The sequence below is a fragment of the Natronorubrum marinum genome, from assembly GCF_052040125.1.
Classification (GTDB): domain Archaea; phylum Halobacteriota; class Halobacteria; order Halobacteriales; family Natrialbaceae; genus Natronorubrum.
In genome coordinates, this window is sequence record NZ_JBPPFV010000001.1 from 596,101 (window position 1) to 613,348 (window position 17,248).

Below are 17,248 nucleotides of genomic sequence, written 5' to 3' on the forward strand. Positions count from 1 at the left end.
CCACCGCGTTTCCACTGCAGTCGAGACTGCCGATCGACGGTACTTTGCCGGCACCGACCCGTCTCCCGCACATGGCCATTCGATTCGTGACGGGTAACGAGGGGAAAGTCCGCGAGGCGCGCGAGTATTTCGACGGTCTCGCGGCCGTCGAACAGATTCAGCACGACTACACCGAGATCCAGAGCGACTCGCTCGAGGAGATCGCGATCCACGGCGCCCGCGAGACGTTCGCGGCGCTCGAGAGCGACGAGCCGGTGATCGTCGACGATACGGGGCTGTTCGTCGACGCGCTGGGCGGGTTTCCCGGCCCGTACTCGGCCTATGTCGAGGATACCGTCGGCGTCGAGCGCCTCTGGCGACTTGCACGCGAGGAGGAGAATCTGCGGGCGCGTTTCAGGACGGTTCTCGTCTACGCGGATGCCGACGGAACGGCGACGTTCGAAGGATCGGTCGCCGGCACGCTCGTCGCCCCGCGCGGCGAGGGCGGATTCGGCTACGACCCCATTTTCGAGTACAACGACCAGACGCTGGCTGAGATGAGCACCGAGGAGAAGAACGCGATCAGCCATCGCGGTCGCGCGTTCGCCGCATTCGCGGAGTGGTACGCCGACAACGAGGCGTAGTTCAAATCGGCCACTCCCGATCTGTTTGACAAGATCGTTTACCTTCTCGTAGCTACTTTCGCCCCGAATTCCCTCTGTAGTGGTCGCGATCCTTCGCCAGGCTAGCTCTTTATATCGGTAGAACCCAATACGTTATACACGATGCCGACGACCCCGAACCGTTTCCGAAGGCGACCCCAGATCGATCAACTCCGATATGAACTCGAGCAGTGAGGCCCTCGAGGCAGCTTGTCAGGCACTCGAAGGCGTCTACGACGACGTCGACGGAGCCGTTGCCGGGCTCGAGGACCGGCGGCCGACCGACGGCCGGACCGAGACGCAGGTGACCGTCTTCGGGGCCCTCGCGAACGACCACCGGGTCCGCATCCTCGAGGCTCTTCGAGACGGCGAACTGTGCGCCTGTGAGTTGCAGGTCGTCGTCGAAGCCCCCCAGTCGACGGTCGCGACGCACCTCCGGACGCTCCGGGACGCGGGACTGGTCGCGGGCCGCAAGAAGGGCAAGTGGACCTACTATCGGATCGCCGACACGGCGGTCTTCGAACTGCTCGATCTGGGGGCTGTCGTGGACGTTCCGGCGGACGACTGATCGCGATACCGAATTACGACCCGTACACCACTAATGACGACAAACGAATCACCCGACGACGACGCGACGACCGACCAGCGAACGCACGTCCGCGAGACGTACGGCGATATCGCAGCGACCGGCGACGGCTGTTGTGGAAGCTCCGACGCCGAGATCGCGGCCGATCCGGATCGCACGCTCTCGCTCGGCTACGATCCCGACGACCTCGAGTCCGTCCCCGACGAGTCGAACCTCGGACTCGGCTGTGGCAACCCGGTCGCGATTTCGAACCTCGAGTCCGGCGAGACCGTGCTCGATCTGGGTTCGGGCGGCGGCTTCGATTGCTTCCTGGCGGCCCGTGAGGTCGGCCCCGAGGGACGGGTTATCGGCGTCGATATGACCCCGGAGATGCTCGAGCGTGCCCGTCAAAATGCGCTCGAGAGCGAGTTCGCGAACGTCGAGTTCCGACTCGGCGAGATCGAACACCTGCCCGTCGCCGACGCGGCCGTCGATACGATCATCTCGAACTGCGTCGTCAACCTCTCGCCGAACAAACGGCAGGTGCTCGCGGAGGCGTACCGCGTCCTGCGACCCGGCGGCACGCTCGCGATTTCGGACCTCGTCGCGACCGAGCCGTTGCCCGACGAAATCCGGGACGATCCCGACGCAGTCGACGCCTGCGTCGGCGGTGCCGCGACGGTCGACGAGTTGGAAACGTGGCTCGCCGACACGGGATTCGTCGATCGCTCGATCACTGTCGAGGGCGAGTGGACCGACGACCTGCCGATCGTCTCGGCTCGAGTCGAAGCCGGAAAACCCGCCTGAGACACGCCGTCGTGATCGGCCGTCCGATACCGGACGCCGTATCGACGGCGGGATCCGTTCGAATCGAACGAGAAGTCAATCGTCGTCTTCGGTGGTGGCGTTTGCCGCCTCGTCGGGCGTCGGTTCGCCGCCGGCCATCGATTTGCTATCGACGCTGACGCCCTCCCAGTCGTGGTCCGCGTGGTAGCCCTCGCGTTCTTTCGCGCTGGGAGCGACCCGGATGAACTCGGCCTTCTCGCGGGCCTCGGGGATCGTGTGGCCGCCGCAGTAGGAGAGTCCGGATTGGATGCCGGCACAGAACTCCGCAACGGTGTCGGCGACCGGTCCCTTGTACGGCGTCAGGGCCTCGACGCCCTCGTCGGCGCGAACGTTGTTTTCTTTGTCGTCGCGCTTTTTGGCAGCGGTCGTGGTCGCCATTCCCCGGGAGCGTTTGTACCGCGTTCCGTCGACTTCGACCACTGCACCGGGTGCCTCCTCGGTCCCGGCGAAGAGACTCCCCATCATGACGGTCTCCGCCCCTGCCATTAACGCCTTCACCGCGTCGCCGGACGTGCGGATGCCGCCGTCCGCACAGATCGTGACGTCCAGGTCCTCGGCCGCCTCCGCGCAGTCGTCGACCGCGGTCAGCTGCGGGACGCCGGTTCCGGCGACTTTTCGCGTGGTACAGTGCGAGCCCGGACCGATACCGACCTTTACGCAGTCGGCACCGACAGCCGCGAGATCCTCGACGCCCGCGGGAGTCGCGACGTTGCCGGCGACGAGATCGGTCTCCGGGAACGTTTCCCGGAGGGTCTCGACGGCCTCGAGCGTGCGCTCGAGGTGGCCGTGGGCCACGTCGACGACGAGGGCGTCGACGCCGGCGTCGACGAGATCGGCACAGCGGTCGACGTAGTCCTCGTCGATTCCGACTGCGGCACCCACCCGTTCACCGCTGTCATGGACCTGCTCGACTTGTTCGGCCTGTTCCGCGGGCGTGAGAAACCGGTGGAGGACGCCGAACCCGCCGGCTCGCGAGAGTTCGATCGCCAGTTCGGCCTCCGTGACGGTGTCCATCGCGGCGGAGACGAGGGGCGTCTCCAGTTCGATCGACGGCGTGAAAGACGTCGAGAGGTCGACGTTGCTCCGGCTGTCGACCGGCGAGCGGTTCGGAACGAGGAGTACGTCCCCGTAACTCAACCCGGTGCGTAGATCGTTCATGCCCCTCCATACTCACCGCTGTACCCGAATAAGCGTCCCGACTCGAGCGGCAGATAGGCCGCCGCGACACCGCTCCCAGCCGTTGGCTCACTCCCGCGGGTCCCGATCCGGGCCCGGATACGCGCCCCCTTCGACGGCCTCGTAGAGGCTCTCGGGATCGAACAGTCGGGCGAACGCGTCCGGCGAACGGACGCTCACCGAGACGCGAGACTGCAGGGAGAGCCCAGCCTGGGGTGAGCCGAGGTCCTCGTCGTAGGAGAGCAGGTGTGCCGCCTCCCCCCGGTACGCGGAGGCGAGCGCCGGATGGTCGTCCGCGGGGTGCTCGACGGCGACCCGCTCGGCCTCGAGACGCTCCCGGTGGTCGGCTGCGAGGTCCGAATCGGCGAGTCGTGCAACTACCTGTTCCGTCCGCTCGAGCAGCGGATCGCTCGCGACGAGGTCGACCCAGGTGTGACTGCGGACGCGATCGAGGGCCTCGCGTGCGTCGCCGTCGACGAACAGGTCGGCCGTGAGCACGCCGACGTCGGCGACGACGCGTGCGGGATCGGGTCGGTCAGCCATCGTCGGACGCCTCCTCGGTCGCCGTCGTGGCCGCAAGATCGTCGACCGCCGTCCGCACGTCCTCGAGCGTGACGTCGTACTCCCCAGCGCGGTCGAAACAATCGGCCCAGGTTGCTGTCATCGCCGGTGTTTCGCAGTCCGGGGAGAAAAGCGGCGTGTCTCTCGAGGAGCCTCGATTTCGTATAGCTCATATCGATGTATGAGTGTCGTCGTCGCGTGTGAGTGGTCGGGTGCCAGGGCTCGACTCGAGCGCTGAAACAGCTTTTCGGGCGTCTTCGCTGGTATAAGGGCCTCGACTCGAGTTGCTCAATCTATGTGCAGAAGTACCTTTTTGCGCTTCGGGTTCGCTCGCTGCGCTCGGAACCACTCGGCGCAAAAATCTACGCTAAAAAGGCCGCTCGCTCCTGTTAGTCGCTCGCGGGTGCTGCGCTCGTGGCTCGACCGCAGCGGCAACGCCTCCGCCTGTGCTGATCGCGTGCAACATCACTGATCCCGGACGACGAAACTGGCTCACTGCGGCGTTTACCGATAGGTACGTTTCGTCACGCTCGGCTCGAGAGCATCCAGAACGCGACGGCGCCGAGCACGAACGCCACGCCGACGTTGACCGCGAGACCGATTGCGCCAACGCCGACGACGACCGCCAGTGACCGGCGATCCGCGACCGGTTCGAACGCCGCTCGGGCCAACTCGAACGAGACAACCACGAGCAAGACGCCCAACACGGCGACCGGGAACGCGGCCAACAGTGCGCCGGTGGCCACCAGCGCGAGCGCGAGGTAGCCGACGCCGAGAATGACGTTCGCACCCCCGGTGCGAGCGCCGAAGGCGTACTTCCCCGCGACCCCGCCGCTGCCGTGACACATTGGAATCCCACCGATCGGGATCGCTGCGAGACAGGTCGCGCCCATGCTCCGCGAGAGCGCGTCGGGCGAAACGTCCCGATCGTACAGATCCCCACAGAGCAGGGCCGTCGCGATGGCGGCGTTGCCGACCGTCATCCCCAACTGGGCGACGGTTCCCTCGAGTGCGCCGGCCGAGAGCGTCGGCGTTCCCGCGGGAAAGAGCGCGGGTTCGGGAACTCGAGGCGTCGGAACGCCGGTCGTCACAACGGCCGCGACCCCGCCGAGACCGAGAATTAGCAGGACGCTCGCGGCCCGGTAGCCGACGAGCGCCAGACAGCCGACGACGGCCAATCCGGCGACGGCGACTGGAACGTTCCCTGCCGAGAGCCCGACGGCCGCCTCGAGCAACAGCAAGGCGACGGCGAACTGGACGCCCCGAATCACGGGTTCGCCGACTACCCGCTGGAGCTGTCCGACGAGACCCAGTTTCCCCACGGCGAGCAGGACGCCGCCCGCGAGGAGCCCGGCCGCGGCGAGTTCCGGATACGAAAGCGAGCCGACGATCGCGAGCCCGATAAGGGCCTTCATCGGCTCGATGGACATCGGCATCCCGTAGTAGATCCCCCAGACGATCTGAAAGACGCCGAAGCCGACCAGTACGTGGGGGAGCGAGACGCTCGTGGTCGCTGCCAGCGCGATGAGCAAGGGGAGGACCGTAACCGAATCTCCTAGCGCACCCGTCAGTTCCGACGTCGAGAACTCGAGGTCGGATTCGGCCGCAGTGTGTGACGAGTACGCCATTGACTTCTGCTATGGGCAAGATACACTTCACTGTTGTCCGTAACTGGTTCCACTTTCACTACCGTCCGACGCTAGCGGATTCAGTTACATATGCCGACCGAGGGCCGATAACAAATGGAAGGAGCCAACGCGGACGCGTCGTCGCGGCTACCGCGACGCCGGTTCGCCGTCACCGATCGTCTGCGTCGAGGGGTCGGCAGTCGATACCGCCTCCGGATCGACATCGTCGCCTGTTCGCGCTTCGGGTAGTTCGTACCCGGTTTCGGTCGCGTAGCGCTCGAGATGGGTGTTTAACTCGCCGGCCTGTTCGGTGAGGACCGTCGCGCTGTGGGCGACGTGGGAGAGGGCGTCGGCCTGTGCAGCCGCGCGTCGGGAGGCTCGTGCCGACATCGTCGCCGTCTCGTCGCTCGTCTCTGCGGCGTCTTCGACGATGGCGACGACCTCCTCGGTCGCCGACGCCTGTTGCTGGGTCGCGGCAGAGATCTCCTGGACGCCGTCGTTCGTCTGCTCGGCGAGGCCGGCGATCCGCTCCAGTGCACTCGCCGCGTGCTCGACATCACCGACGCTGTCCTCGATGCGGTCGCGGCTGGTTCGAACCTCGTCGGCCGCCGAGATCGCTCGCGTCCGGAGCTGCTCGAGGCGTTCCTCGACCGACTGGACCGAGTCGTAGACCTCTTCGGAGAGGGTCTGGATTTCGTTGGCGACGGCACCGAACCCCTGATCAGCGCTGTCAGCGGATCGAGAGGCCTCGATGTTGGCGTTGAGCGCCAGCATGTTCGTCTGCTCGGCGATATTGCTGATCGATTCGATGAGATCGTCGATCTGCTCGGCTTCCGCCTCGAGCTGCTCGATCTCCTCGAGGGTCCGTTCGGTTTCCGCATCGATCACGTCCATCCCTTCGATCGCGTCGCTGGCTGCCTGTTCGCCTTGATAGCCGACTCTGGCAGTTCTATCTGCCCTGTCCGCGACCTCGGAAGCCGTCGCGGCGATCTCCTCGATCGTCGTCGAGAACGTCTGCATCTCGGCCGAGACGGTTCGAAGCTGTTCGTGTTGGGAGCGGTTCGTCTCGACGACGTCGGAGAGCGTCTCGCTCGCGCGGTCGCCCTCGGCCCGGACCGTCTCCATGCTCGTGTTGAGTTCGTGGCTGTAGGTGACGACCTCGCCGGAGAACGACTTCAGCGTCGCGAACGTGTCCTCGATCTCGGCGAGCATCGCGTTGGAGTTGTCGGCCAACTCGTCGACCGCGTCGTGGGTTCCGGGACGGTCGAATCGGTGCGTGAGATCGCCGCCGGCGACCGATTGGGTCGTCTCGGCGTGGGATTCAACCATCGACTCGAGTTCCGTCAGCGACTGATCGGTCCGCTCGCTTCGCGTGAGTTGGGCGCGAATCGACGCGAGCGCCGCTTCGAGCGCCGCCAGTTCGTCGTCCCGATCACCGTCGAACGAGACGTCGTGCTCGCCCGCCTCGAGGCGGCCCACACGCTCGGTTACGTCGTCGATCGCCTCCCGCAAGTCGTCGCGCTGGCGGGGAGCGGTTCGGCCGTCGGACACCACAGCGACTGCCGTGGCGACCAGCCCGGTGGTGGCAACGCCACCGACGCCGACGCCGAGTACGGCCGGCGTCGCTTGGCCGAGTGCGACCGCGCCGACGGCGATACCGAGCAGTCCGACGAGCGTGACGACTATTCCGAAGCCGATCGGTCGCTGGGACTGTATCGCGCTCGGAACCCTCGACTGACGGTCTGGACCCGTCGCGGACTCAGACATCCGGCCCTCCGCTCGCGGCTTCGGTCGTCGACTCGGTCTCGGCGTCGAACTCGAACGTCGCCTCCGTGCCGCTCGTGGATGTCACGGCGTCGGTCCGTCGAATATCGAACCGGCAGGCGTCGTCGCCCTCGTGCATGCACGTCTGTTCTTCGGCGACCAGCTCTTCGTCGAACTGGGCGGCGACGCCCTGAATCGCACCGCGCGCGACGTCGCACAGTTTCCGGTCGGAGTCGTACGTAATCCGAACGTGGTGCTCGCCGACTCGCTCCGATCGAATCCGCGGCGTCGTCAGCGTCGTCATATCTCGGGTCCGCAACGACGTGTGAAACTGCTGGATGTTCGCGATGAGCTCGAGTCCGTCCCACTCGTCGTCGATGTGGAGATCGTAGGTCTCGAGCAGTGCCGGAACGACCCACTTCCCGTACTGAGTCAGGATCGTTCGCGGACTCTGGTCGGTCAGTTCGCCCGCGACTCGGACGATTTCGTACACGTCGCCGTCCGGGTAGACGGTAACGGGCACGTAGACCTTCTCTTCGATGTCCGCTTCGTGCTGGATCGTCAGCCAGGCGTCTTCGCCGTAGGTGTCCACGACGAACGCCTGTAGCGTCTTCAGAATAATGCCGTGCATTCGGTCCCCCGTTCTGCACCGATACGATCTGTCCCCCGTGAGTTATCATATCTCATGATAGTATAGTCCGTTACCAGTAGTGGTACTTAGCGATTCACCCTGCATTGTTGGGTAGTTCCGATCACCGACGGTGACATAGCTACTCGCTGTCGTCGCGGTGTGCGGGAGCGATGGTTTCTGGGACGAGGGGGAGTCAACAAACTCTATATCGATATACAAAACTGCCGAGGTCGACGACTCGTCGCCCATATTGCGGTACGACTCGAGCGCCACGTGGTCCGAGCCGTAGTACGTCGGCGTGACTCACGAGCGGCGTGTCCGCGCCCGTTTGGGCCACTCGTTCGGTGTTCCCAGCAATGACTGTCCCGAGGCTGTCGTCGTCGACGGTGCCGCCGTCGAACGATGTCGCGAGTGGAACGCCAGCGCCGTCCACGAACGCTCGTGGGGAGGTCGAAGCTAGCGGTCGGATACTCGCGACGGATTCGCGACGACGAAACTGTTTTGAACTGTCACGACGACCGTGATCGGTATGGAGATTCGCCGTCTGCGAGGGACTTCGGATGCTCGCGCGATCGTTCGGATCAACGTGGTGGCGATGCGTGCGGCCTACGACGAGTTGCTCCCTGCCGACGTCCTCGAGCAGTTCGATCCTGATCCACCTGACGAGGCCGTCCGGGAGTACGCTGGCCGATTACGTGAGGATCGAGACGGCATCGTTCTCGCCGACATCGACGGCACCGCCCGCGGCTACAGCTATTTCCGCTGGGGCGACGACACCAAGTCCTTCGTCGGCGCGAACGAGGCCGGCCTCAAGGAGATCTACGTCGAACCCGACCACTGGGGCGAGGGCGTCGGCACCGCGCTGCTCGAGTACGGACTCGATAGCCTTCCGGCCTCGATCGATCGCGTGAAACTCGAGATGCTGGACGGAAACGATCTCGGCCACCGGTTCTACGACGCTCGGGGCTTCGAGCGGACGGGTTCGAGCGAGTTCGATATCGGAGACGAGTCGTATCCGACGGCGATCTACACGCGCGAACTGTGAACTGTCGCGGTCGGCACGTCAGAACCGTTCCCAGCGATCGCCTGCTCGAGCGACGCGCCGACAACCAGCACGTCTAAGCCGTCCCGATTAGACCACTCGAGCGTGAGCGACCTCGGCAAAATCGACCGGACGTTCTTCGAGCGCCACGTCGCGCCGAATCTCGGCGCGGATCGCACCGACGTCGCCGTGGGGCCGCGCCACGGCGTCGACTTCGGCGTCCTCGATATCGGCAGACGGGCGCTGGTCACCGCGACGGACCCGCTGTCGATCCTCCCGGCGCTGGGGTTCGAGCGAGCGGGCCGGTTCGCCCTCGACCTCGTGCTCGCGGACGTCGCCGTCAGCGGTATCGCGCCGTCGCATCTCTCGATCTGTTTCACGCTGCCCGAGACGATGACCGACGAGCAGTTCGCGACCGTCTGGGAGGCGATCCACGCGGAGTGTGCCGACCTCGGCGTGGCCGTCGTGACGGGACACACGGCCAGATACTCGGATCCCTCCCATCCGTGGGTCGGCGCGGCGACCGCGATGGGCGTCGGCGACCGCGCGGATATCGTCCGCCCCGACGGTGCCAGCGTGGGTGATCGACTCCTCCTGACGACCGGTCCCGCCGTCGAGTCCGTCGGGCTGTTGAGTACCCTCTTCGGTGGCCAACTGGATCTCCCCGATAGCGTCGTCGCGGACGCACAGAACCGACTCGAGGAAGTCTACTGCGTTCGGGATGCCCTCACGGCAGCCGCCGCGGGTCCCGTGACGGCGATGCACGACGTGACTGAGGGCGGACTCGCGGGCGCGTTGAACGAGATGGCCGACGGGGCGGGGGCTCGGTTCGCGGTCGATAGAGCGGCCGTGCCGATGCGTCCCGGCGTCGAGGCGGTCTGCGACGCCCTCGAGATCGACCCGTGGGCGGCGACGAGTAGCGGGTCGCTGTTGATCGCCGTCGATCCCGCGGGTGTCGACGCGGTTCGCGAGGCGCTCGAGGATCGGGACACCGTCGTCGCCGACATCGGCCGCGTGGAGCCAGGAGGTGGCGACGACGGGGAAGGCGACGTGATCGTCAACGGGGAGCGACTCGAGCACCCGAGTGTCGATCCGTCGTGGGCCGCGTACGCCGAACTGGCCGATTCGGCGAACGATTGAATTGTGTACCGTTTGCGGCGGCGCGTGCTGTGGCGCGGTGAGCGAATCGGCTGAGGGGGCTGTGAAATTCCTTGGTTCCGGTACGAGCACGGGTAGAACCCGTTAGAAGGTGATCGCAACTAACCGACTGACGTGGCGGCGGTGATTTCCACGCCCTCCCCAGCCGACTCGTTCACTCCCTCTGGTCGTTCACTCGTCCCTCGCGCGGGTAGCGCCGCAGTTCGTTCGTCACTCACTGCGGCTCCGCACGCGCCACCGCCGTCGACTGAGTAGGCTGAGAGAGACGGCAGCCGAATCGATTCTCAGGATCGCTTACCACGACCACTTTGTATAACCGGGGAATACCTACGGGTATGAGAACGCCAGCACCTGATACTCGCCCGGTAGGATTGACGATCGCGGGGAGCGACTCCGGCGGCGGCGCCGGCATTCAGGCCGACCTCGCGACGATGGCCGCCCACGGCGTCTTCGGGACGTCCGCGATCACCGCCGTCACCGCCCAGCACACCCGCGGCGTCGAGTCATCGCACGTCCTGCCGCTCGAGGAGATCGAGGCCCAACTCGAGGCCGTCACCGGCGACTTCGATGTCGGGGCCGCGAAGACGGGGATGCTCGCGACGACCGAGATCGTCCGGCTCGTCGCCGACCGCGCGGAGTCGTTCGAGTTCCCGCTGGTCGTCGACCCCGTGATGGTCGCGACCTCCGGCGACCGCCTGCTCGAGCCCGAAGCCGAACGCGCCTACGAGGATCTGCTGGGTGCGGCGCGGCTGGCGACGCCGAACGCCGACGAGGCCGAGGTGCTGACCGATATCGCGGTCGCGGATCGGGAGAGCGCCCGCGAGGCGGGCGAGGCGATCCTCGAGACGGGCGTCGACGCGGTGCTCGTCAAGGGCGGGCACATTCCCGGCGAGCAGGTTCGGGACACGCTCGTCACGAACGACACCGTGCGCGTGTTCGAGCATCCGCGTATTCGGACGGAGGCAACCCACGGCTCCGGTTGCACGCTCGCCGCAGCCATCGCGGCCCGCCTCGCGACGGGTGACTCGCTCGAGCCCGCCGTCGAGGGTGCGACGAACTTCCTCGCCCGCGCGGTGCGGTACTACTACGACGTGGGGGAGGGCCACGGCGCGGTCAACCACCTCGTCGACCTGCGAAACGAGGCGAGTCGGAATCCGACCGCCGAGGAGGTCCAAGCCGTCGTCGATCGATTCGTCGAGCGCGACGTCTCCCTCCTCGTCCCCGAGGTCGGGATGAACGTCGTCGGCGCGACCCCCGCAGCCGAATCCGTCGCGGAAACCGCGGCCGTCGAAGGCCGGATCACGCGCACGCTCTCGGGCGTCCAGCCGAACCGCGGCGTCCGATTCGGGGCCTCGAGCCACGTGGCCCGGTTTCTCCTCTCGGCCCGCGAGTTCCACCCAGCGCTTCGGTTCGCGGTCAACTGCCGGTTCGGCCCGGACGTCGAGGGCGCCCTCGAGGACCTCGAGTGGCAACTCGCGGCGTACGACCGGGACGAGGAACCGACGGACGTCAAAGAGACCGAAGGCAACACGATGAGCTGGGGTGCCCGGCAAGCGTTCGGCGATCGCGAGGAGCCGCCGGCGGCCGTGATCGACCGTGGCGACGTCGGGAAGGAGGCGATGACGAAAGTCGTCGCGAGCGATCCGGAGACGCTCGCGGATCGAGTGCTCGAACTCGAGGAGGCGGTCGAGTCCGACGTGGAACTCGAAGACGAGGTGAGTCGATGAGTGCAGCGGATCTCGAGGTCGGGATCATCCTCCCCCAGTACGGCACCGACATCGGAACCGTTCGCGAGACGGCACTCGAGGCCGAGTCGCTCGGTTACGACGCGGTGTGGCTCGAGGACCATTTCCAGTCGTGGATCGGCGACCCGCGCCGGGCGACACAGGAGTGCTGGACGACGCTCAGCGCGGTCGCCGAAGCCACCGACGAGATCCGGCTCGGAACGCTCGTCACGAGCCAGTCCTACCGCCACCCCGCCGTGCTGGCGAAGATGGCGGCGACGGTCGATCGAATCAGCGACGGACGGCTCGAACTCGGGCTCGGCGCGGGCTGGTACGCCGAGGAGTACGAGCGCTTCGGCTACGAGTTTCGGGAGCCGCCGGCCGAACGGCTCCGTCGGCTCGCCGAGACGGTCGAGATCCTGCAGGGACTCTGGACGAACGAGACGTACAGTCACACGGGCGAGCATCTGGCTGTCGACCTCGAGGATGCGTTCTGTGAGCCCCAGCCAGTTCAGGATCCTCACCCGCCGATCTGGATCGGTGGCGGCGGCGAGCAGTTTACCCTGCGATACACCGCCGAACTAGCTGACGGCTGGAACTACGGGACGCTCGAGCCCGCTGGCTTTGCCGACAAACTCACGGTCCTCAGAGAGCACTGTGAGAGTGAGGAACGCTACGAGGAGATCCGCAAGTCCGCCGAACTGTTCGTTTTCGTCGGTGAGACGACCGAGGCGGCCGAAGCAAAGCGTGAGGCGTTCCGAGACGAGTTCCTGCCCGACGAGCCCACCGAGCCCCGCGAGTTCTTCCTCGCGGGATACGTCGAGACGGCACCGACGGGGACGCCGGCCGAGGTACGAGATCGACTGGCCGACTACGGCGAGGTCGGTATCGAAGAGATCATGCTCGTCCTCCCGAACGCGACCGACGACGGGGACGAGAGCCGCTCGTTGCTAGCCGAGACACTGCTCGAGTAGACGCCTCGCGAATTGCGGTGGACGGCCGCCTAGAATCGGACTTCGACTTCGGCCCCGCGTTCGCTGGGGACCCACAGACGGAACGAAATGGATGAACATGTATGCCTTATTCTACACCAAACGTTTTACTATCTTCTTTTTATATAGAAGAATGATGGCTAATAGGCGGAATATACTCGCGGCCGTCGTTTCAGGGACGACGGTAGTCGCCGGGTGTCTCGGAGCCGCTGCCTCGGGTGGAACCGACTCCACGTTCGGCGAACTCGACCTCTCGATTCCCGCGGACGCTGTCGCCGTCGCTCGAGAGACGGCGGAATCGACCGACAGTTCGGGACGAGTGGACGCGACGGCGACCGTGTACGAGCGGGAGGCCGACGGCTCGGTATCGTTCATCCTCCTGACGGAGTATCGCGTGTCGCCCCTCGCCGGCGCGTGGAACCACGCGGCGTTCCGCGAACGGCACGACTGGACGGTGCATCCGGGATCGGTGTCGGTTCGGGATCACTCGACGAATACGGCCGCGACCGACGCGGACGACCCACCGCTCAGCGTGGAGACCGCCTCGAGCACCGAGCGGGGACGGTGGACCGTACATCTGACACCCCCGCAGGCGAATTCGGTGACGTACCGGTTCCTGACGTGGGTTTCGTCGGCGGCGGCGCTCTCGGACGGCGACCGCATCGTGGAGGCGCGTCCCGAGGCGGCGTTCGAAGAAGACGGCATACTGGGCGACGATACCGCCCTCGCGATGGAGTCCTCGCTCGTGTACGGTGCGATCGAGGACTGAGGGCGACGCGGGAAACGGCGGACTCCCGTGGCGTCAGCAGACGTGTCGCCACCGTCTCGAGCGCCGTTCGGAGCGCCTCGCGTTCGGCCCGCACGCGGTTCCCGTCTGGGCGCACCGACCGCGTTCCGAAACCCGAACGCTCATTCTCGAGGCCGGCGATACGGGCCACATGGTCGAGAACCCCTTCGACGTCGAGATTCGCGTCGGCGAAGTGCTGGAAGCCGAAGCGTTCACCGAGGCGAACAAGCCGAAGATGACCAAGCTGTGGATCGATCTCGGCGAGGACCACGGCGAGATCCAATCCGCCGCACAGCTGGATCACCACTACGACCCCGAGGAACTCGTGGGACGGCAAGTCCTGTGTGCCACGACCCTCGGATCGGTTCGGATTGCAGGCTTCAAATCCGAAGCACTGACGGTCTGCGTCCCCGGCGAGGAGGAGTATCCCGTCCTCGTCGAACCGGACGAGGACGTCCCGCTGGGCGGACTGCTGTTCTGATCGGGGACGGGCGGGAGCATCGGTGGCCCTCACCCGTTACCTTCCAGCGGGAGAACACCCAACCTGTAATATTCACCTGAAAAATTATCCGTCCGGCATGAGTCATCGCCACTATGAGCGGAGAACCGCCGCCGGCCGAGGGAACCAACATCGAGGGCGAGTCCCCGGAGGTCGAACCGACGGTCGAGACGGACGAGGCGACGATCACCGACGACGCCGAACTCGAGCGAACGCTCGGCCTGTCCGGCGGCCTCGCGATCGGAATCGGGACGATGATCGGGGCCGGCATCTTCGTCTTTCCGGGGCTGGCGGCCGGACAGGCGGGGCCCGCCGCGGCGGGGTCGTTCGCCATCGGGGCCGTCGTCGCCCTGCTCGTCGCCTTGCCGACCTCCGAACTGGCGACGGCGATGCCGAAAAGCGGTGGCGGCTACTACTTCATCTCGCGGGCGCTCGGCACGCTCGCCGGTGCCGTCGTCGGACTCTCGCTGTGGTTCGGACTCGTGTTCGCGACGGCCTTCTACCTCGTTGGCTTCGGCTACTACGCCGTCGATACGCTCGCCGAACTCGGCGTCGCGGTCGGCGACGGACTGGTTATCCCCATCGCCTTGCTGTTCGGCGCGGGCTTTACCGTCCTGAACGTCACGGGGACCGAAAACGCCGCAAAGCTCCAAAACGGGATCGTCGCGCTGTTGCTGTCGATCCTCGTCGCGTTCCTCGGCTACGGCGGCCTCGACGCGGTCGGGCTGATCGGCGAGTCGGCGGCGCCCGAGCAGTTCGCCCCATTTGGGACGCTGCCGATCCTGACGACCGCCGCGCTCGTCTTCACGTCCTATCTCGGCTTCGCACAGGTGGCGACCGTCGCCGGGGAGATGAAAGATCCCGGCCGGAACCTGCCGCTGGCGATGGTTGGTTCCGTCCTCGCCGTCGGCGTGCTCTACGTCGTGACCATCTTCGTTGCGACGAGCGCGTTCGGCAGCGAGACGCTCGCTGGATTCGGCAAGACTGCGATGGTCGAGGTGGGTCGCCACTACTTCGGCGCCGCCGGCGCGTTCGCAATCGTCTTCGGCGGCCTGCTCGCGACGATGTCCAGCGCCAACGCCTCGATTCTCAGCACGTCGCGGGCGATCTACGCCGTCTCGAGGGACGCCCTGCTCCCGAAACGAGCGAGTCGGATTAACCTCCGCTACGGCACGCCACACGTCGCCCTGGGACTGGCCGGCGGCCCGATTCTCGTGCTGACCGCGACGGGCAGCGTCGAACTCCTCGCGGAGGTCGCCTCGTTCCTGCATCTCATCATGTACGGGCTGATCTGCGTCGCGCTGATCGCCTTGCGCCGGAACGAGCCGGAGTGGTACGACCCCGATTTTCGGGTCCCCGGCTACCCCCTCGTCCCGGCGCTCGGGGCGATCTGCAGTTTCGCGCTGATCGGCTTCATGGAACTCGCGTCACAGATCGTCGGCGTCGCCATCATGCTCATGACCGCCGGGTGGTACGCCTATTACGCTCGGGACGTGAACCTCCGAGGTGAACTATGACCCGCGTTCTCGTTCCGCTGGCGATTCTCGAAGGCCAATCGGTCTCCCCCGGGCTGACGAGGCTGCTCGAGTCGGTCGACGTCACCGTACTCGGCTACCACGAACTCCCCGAGCAGACGCCGCCGGATCAGGCTCGGCTCCAGTACGAGGAGCGGGCGACCGACGCCCTCGAGGACCTCGTCGCCCAGTTCCGGGCCGCCGGCGGTCGAGCTGATCACCGGCTCGTGTTCACCCACGACAGGGAGCAGACGATCGATCGGGTCGCCGCCGAGACGGCGGCGAACGCCTACACGATTCCCGGCGCGAGCGGGCAGATCGAGCGAGTCCTCGTTACGCTGACGGGCGACGTCGCCGTCGACCGGATCTGCTCGTTCGTCGGCGACCTGATCAGCCCGCGCGAGATCGGCGTCACGCTCTTTCTGGCGACCGACGACGAGGTCGGCGGACGAGCGCTGCTCGAGGCGGCCGCCGAGACGCTGTCGGCGCGCGAAATCGACGTGGAAACCGAACTCGCCGTCGATACGCCGCCGTTCGAGGCGCTGCTCGAGGCCGGGGTCGATCACGACGCGATCGTCGTGGGCGAACGGGCCCCGTCGCTTCGCTCGCTGCTCTTCGGCGAGGAAGCCGAGCGGATCGCTGTCGAGTCGGTCGCGCCGGTGCTCGTCGTGCGAAACGTCGACGAGACTCCGCCCGACGGCCCGTAGCCGGGCGAGTTCGTTTTCGGTCGAGGGGAGGATATCGTCGGGAAGGGGCCGCGTTCCGAATCGTCTCCGCGCCCTATTCTCTGCCGTCCGTCGTCTTGCTGTCCGTCTTCTCGTCGCCAGTCGTCTCGCTATCCGTAGTTTCGCCGTTCGCCGTCTCGTCGTCTGCTTCGAGGTACTCCCCTCGAATCACGAGCACCGGATCGACGGTCCGTTTTGCCAGCCGTTCGGCCCGGTCCCGAAACACGTAGCGACGGACCGAGGGTCGACTCTCGCCGACGACCAGCAGGTCGTGATCGTCGGCCGCCTCGAGGATCTCTGTCGTCGGTGAGCCGTCGACGACGACCCTGCTGTCGATCCGATCGGCGGCGACCCCTTCGTCGACCAGCGCGGTGCGTGCCGTCTCGAGCAGTTCCGTGCCCGCGGTTCGGTCGTCCTCGTCAGCGGCGACGTGGAAGAGCGTCACCCCGAGGTCGGTTCCGTCGAGAAGCGTTCGGAGCAGTCGCGCGATGTGATCGACATTGACGTCGCTCCGGATCGCGACGAGAACCGACTCGAGGACGGGTGCCGGATTGACCAACAGGACGGCGTCACACGATTCCTCCACGGTGACGCGTTCGAACGTCTTCAGGCGGTCGTGGGTGAACGCGAGTCGCGTCGAGACGTCGCAGCCGACGTCCTCGAACACCGTTCGGAGTTCCTCGAGTTCGGCACGTACGCGGTCGCCGTACTGGTCACGCGCCTGTTCGGGTGCGGTCTGGTCGGGGATCTCGCGGTAGCCGAGCAGGACGACCGGGATCGACGCGAAGGCGTCGACGACCGTCGACGGAACGGACTCGCCCTCGAGGACGTCGACCGGAACTAGCACGCGATGATCGGGGGGTGAAGACATGACTGGCAGGTGGGTCGTGCTACCACGGTGGGCCACATATAGCCCCACCAGCGGAACGGGTACCGCTCGAGGAAGTCGGGTCGCCGACCGCGTCCACCGCGGAACCCGCAGGATTTTAGCGGTG

Annotated in this window: 18 protein-coding genes; 11 read left to right on the top strand and 7 right to left on the bottom strand. The window is 66.3% G+C overall.

Annotated features, from left to right (window positions below):
• The first annotated feature begins 71 nt into the window (after positions 1-71).
• From ACSFC5_RS03055 to arsM, 3 genes are all read left to right on the top strand, one after another.
• Positions 72-623 carry an XTP/dITP diphosphatase gene (locus ACSFC5_RS03055; RefSeq protein ID WP_440763790.1) on the top strand — a complete coding sequence of 184 codons (552 nt, stop codon included), beginning with the start codon at positions 72-74 and terminating at the stop codon, positions 621-623.
• A 196-nt stretch (positions 624-819) separates the two neighbouring features.
• Complete coding sequence (locus ACSFC5_RS03060; RefSeq protein WP_440763791.1) at positions 820-1,209, top strand: ArsR/SmtB family transcription factor; 390 nt, start codon at positions 820-822, stop codon at positions 1,207-1,209.
• Positions 1,210-1,242: 33 nt separating this feature from the next.
• A complete protein-coding gene (gene arsM / locus ACSFC5_RS03065) occupies positions 1,243-2,013 on the top strand; it encodes an arsenite methyltransferase (RefSeq protein WP_440763792.1) in 771 nt (256 codons plus the stop codon).
• Positions 2,014-2,088: 75 nt separating this feature from the next.
• On the opposite strand, the gene ACSFC5_RS03070 is transcribed toward arsM, so the two are convergent.
• The 6 genes from ACSFC5_RS03070 to ACSFC5_RS03095 form a co-directional block, all read right to left on the bottom strand.
• A complete protein-coding gene (locus tag ACSFC5_RS03070; protein WP_440763793.1) occupies positions 2,089-3,210 on the bottom strand; it encodes a guanosine monophosphate reductase in 1,122 nt (373 codons plus the stop codon).
• A gap of 87 nt (positions 3,211-3,297) precedes the next feature.
• On the bottom strand, positions 3,298-3,771 hold the full coding sequence (locus ACSFC5_RS03075; protein WP_440763794.1) for a DUF7384 family protein: 474 nt from the start codon (positions 3,769-3,771) through the stop codon (positions 3,298-3,300).
• A complete protein-coding gene (locus ACSFC5_RS03080) occupies positions 3,764-3,892 on the bottom strand; it encodes a hypothetical protein (protein WP_440763795.1) in 129 nt (42 codons plus the stop codon). The genes ACSFC5_RS03075 and ACSFC5_RS03080 overlap by 8 nt, the downstream gene beginning before the upstream one ends.
• Positions 3,893-4,313: 421 nt before the next feature.
• Entirely contained in the window at positions 4,314-5,417 is a 1,104-nt protein-coding gene (locus ACSFC5_RS03085; protein WP_440763796.1) for a molybdate transporter family protein, read from the bottom strand.
• 147 nt (positions 5,418-5,564) lie between these two features.
• A complete protein-coding gene (locus tag ACSFC5_RS03090) occupies positions 5,565-7,184 on the bottom strand; it encodes a methyl-accepting chemotaxis protein (RefSeq protein ID WP_440763797.1) in 1,620 nt (539 codons plus the stop codon).
• On the bottom strand, positions 7,177-7,812 hold the full coding sequence (locus ACSFC5_RS03095; RefSeq protein WP_440763798.1) for a heme NO-binding domain-containing protein: 636 nt from the start codon (positions 7,810-7,812) through the stop codon (positions 7,177-7,179). The genes ACSFC5_RS03090 and ACSFC5_RS03095 overlap by 8 nt, the downstream gene beginning before the upstream one ends.
• 529 nt (positions 7,813-8,341) lie before the next feature.
• On the opposite strand from ACSFC5_RS03095, the gene ACSFC5_RS03100 reads away from it, so the two are divergent.
• The 8 genes from ACSFC5_RS03100 (at position 8,342) to ACSFC5_RS03135 (ending at position 16,235) form a co-directional block, all read left to right on the top strand.
• Entirely contained in the window at positions 8,342-8,857 is a 516-nt protein-coding gene (locus tag ACSFC5_RS03100; RefSeq protein ID WP_440763799.1) for a GNAT family N-acetyltransferase, read from the top strand.
• A gap of 102 nt (positions 8,858-8,959) precedes the next feature.
• On the top strand, positions 8,960-9,994 hold the full coding sequence (locus ACSFC5_RS03105) for an AIR synthase family protein (RefSeq protein WP_440763800.1): 1,035 nt from the start codon (positions 8,960-8,962) through the stop codon (positions 9,992-9,994).
• A 353-nt stretch (positions 9,995-10,347) separates the two neighbouring features.
• On the top strand, positions 10,348-11,739 hold the full coding sequence (gene thiD, locus ACSFC5_RS03110) for a bifunctional hydroxymethylpyrimidine kinase/phosphomethylpyrimidine kinase (RefSeq protein WP_440763801.1): 1,392 nt from the start codon (positions 10,348-10,350) through the stop codon (positions 11,737-11,739).
• Entirely contained in the window at positions 11,736-12,710 is a 975-nt protein-coding gene (locus tag ACSFC5_RS03115; protein WP_440763802.1) for a TIGR03560 family F420-dependent LLM class oxidoreductase, read from the top strand. Before thiD ends, ACSFC5_RS03115 begins: the two co-directional genes overlap by 4 nt.
• Positions 12,711-12,864: 154 nt before the next feature.
• The gene (locus ACSFC5_RS03120; protein ID WP_440763803.1) at positions 12,865-13,497 is read left to right on the top strand and encodes a hypothetical protein; all 633 of its coding nucleotides are present in this window, start codon (positions 12,865-12,867) and stop codon (positions 13,495-13,497) included.
• Positions 13,498-13,666: 169 nt separating this feature from the next.
• Positions 13,667-13,996 carry a tRNA-binding protein gene (locus ACSFC5_RS03125; RefSeq protein ID WP_440765009.1) on the top strand — a complete coding sequence of 110 codons (330 nt, stop codon included), beginning with the start codon at positions 13,667-13,669 and terminating at the stop codon, positions 13,994-13,996.
• 113 nt (positions 13,997-14,109) lie between these two features.
• Complete coding sequence (locus tag ACSFC5_RS03130) at positions 14,110-15,531, top strand: APC family permease (RefSeq protein ID WP_440763804.1); 1,422 nt, start codon at positions 14,110-14,112, stop codon at positions 15,529-15,531.
• On the top strand, positions 15,528-16,235 hold the full coding sequence (locus ACSFC5_RS03135; RefSeq protein ID WP_440763805.1) for a universal stress protein: 708 nt from the start codon (positions 15,528-15,530) through the stop codon (positions 16,233-16,235). Before ACSFC5_RS03130 ends, ACSFC5_RS03135 begins: the two co-directional genes overlap by 4 nt.
• Positions 16,236-16,308: 73 nt before the next feature.
• On the opposite strand, the gene ACSFC5_RS03140 is transcribed toward ACSFC5_RS03135, so the two are convergent.
• Positions 16,309-17,124: a universal stress protein gene (locus ACSFC5_RS03140; RefSeq protein WP_440763806.1), complete on the bottom strand. Its 816-nt coding sequence runs from the start codon at positions 17,122-17,124 to the stop codon at positions 16,309-16,311.
• Between the last annotated feature and the right edge of the window lie 124 nt (positions 17,125-17,248).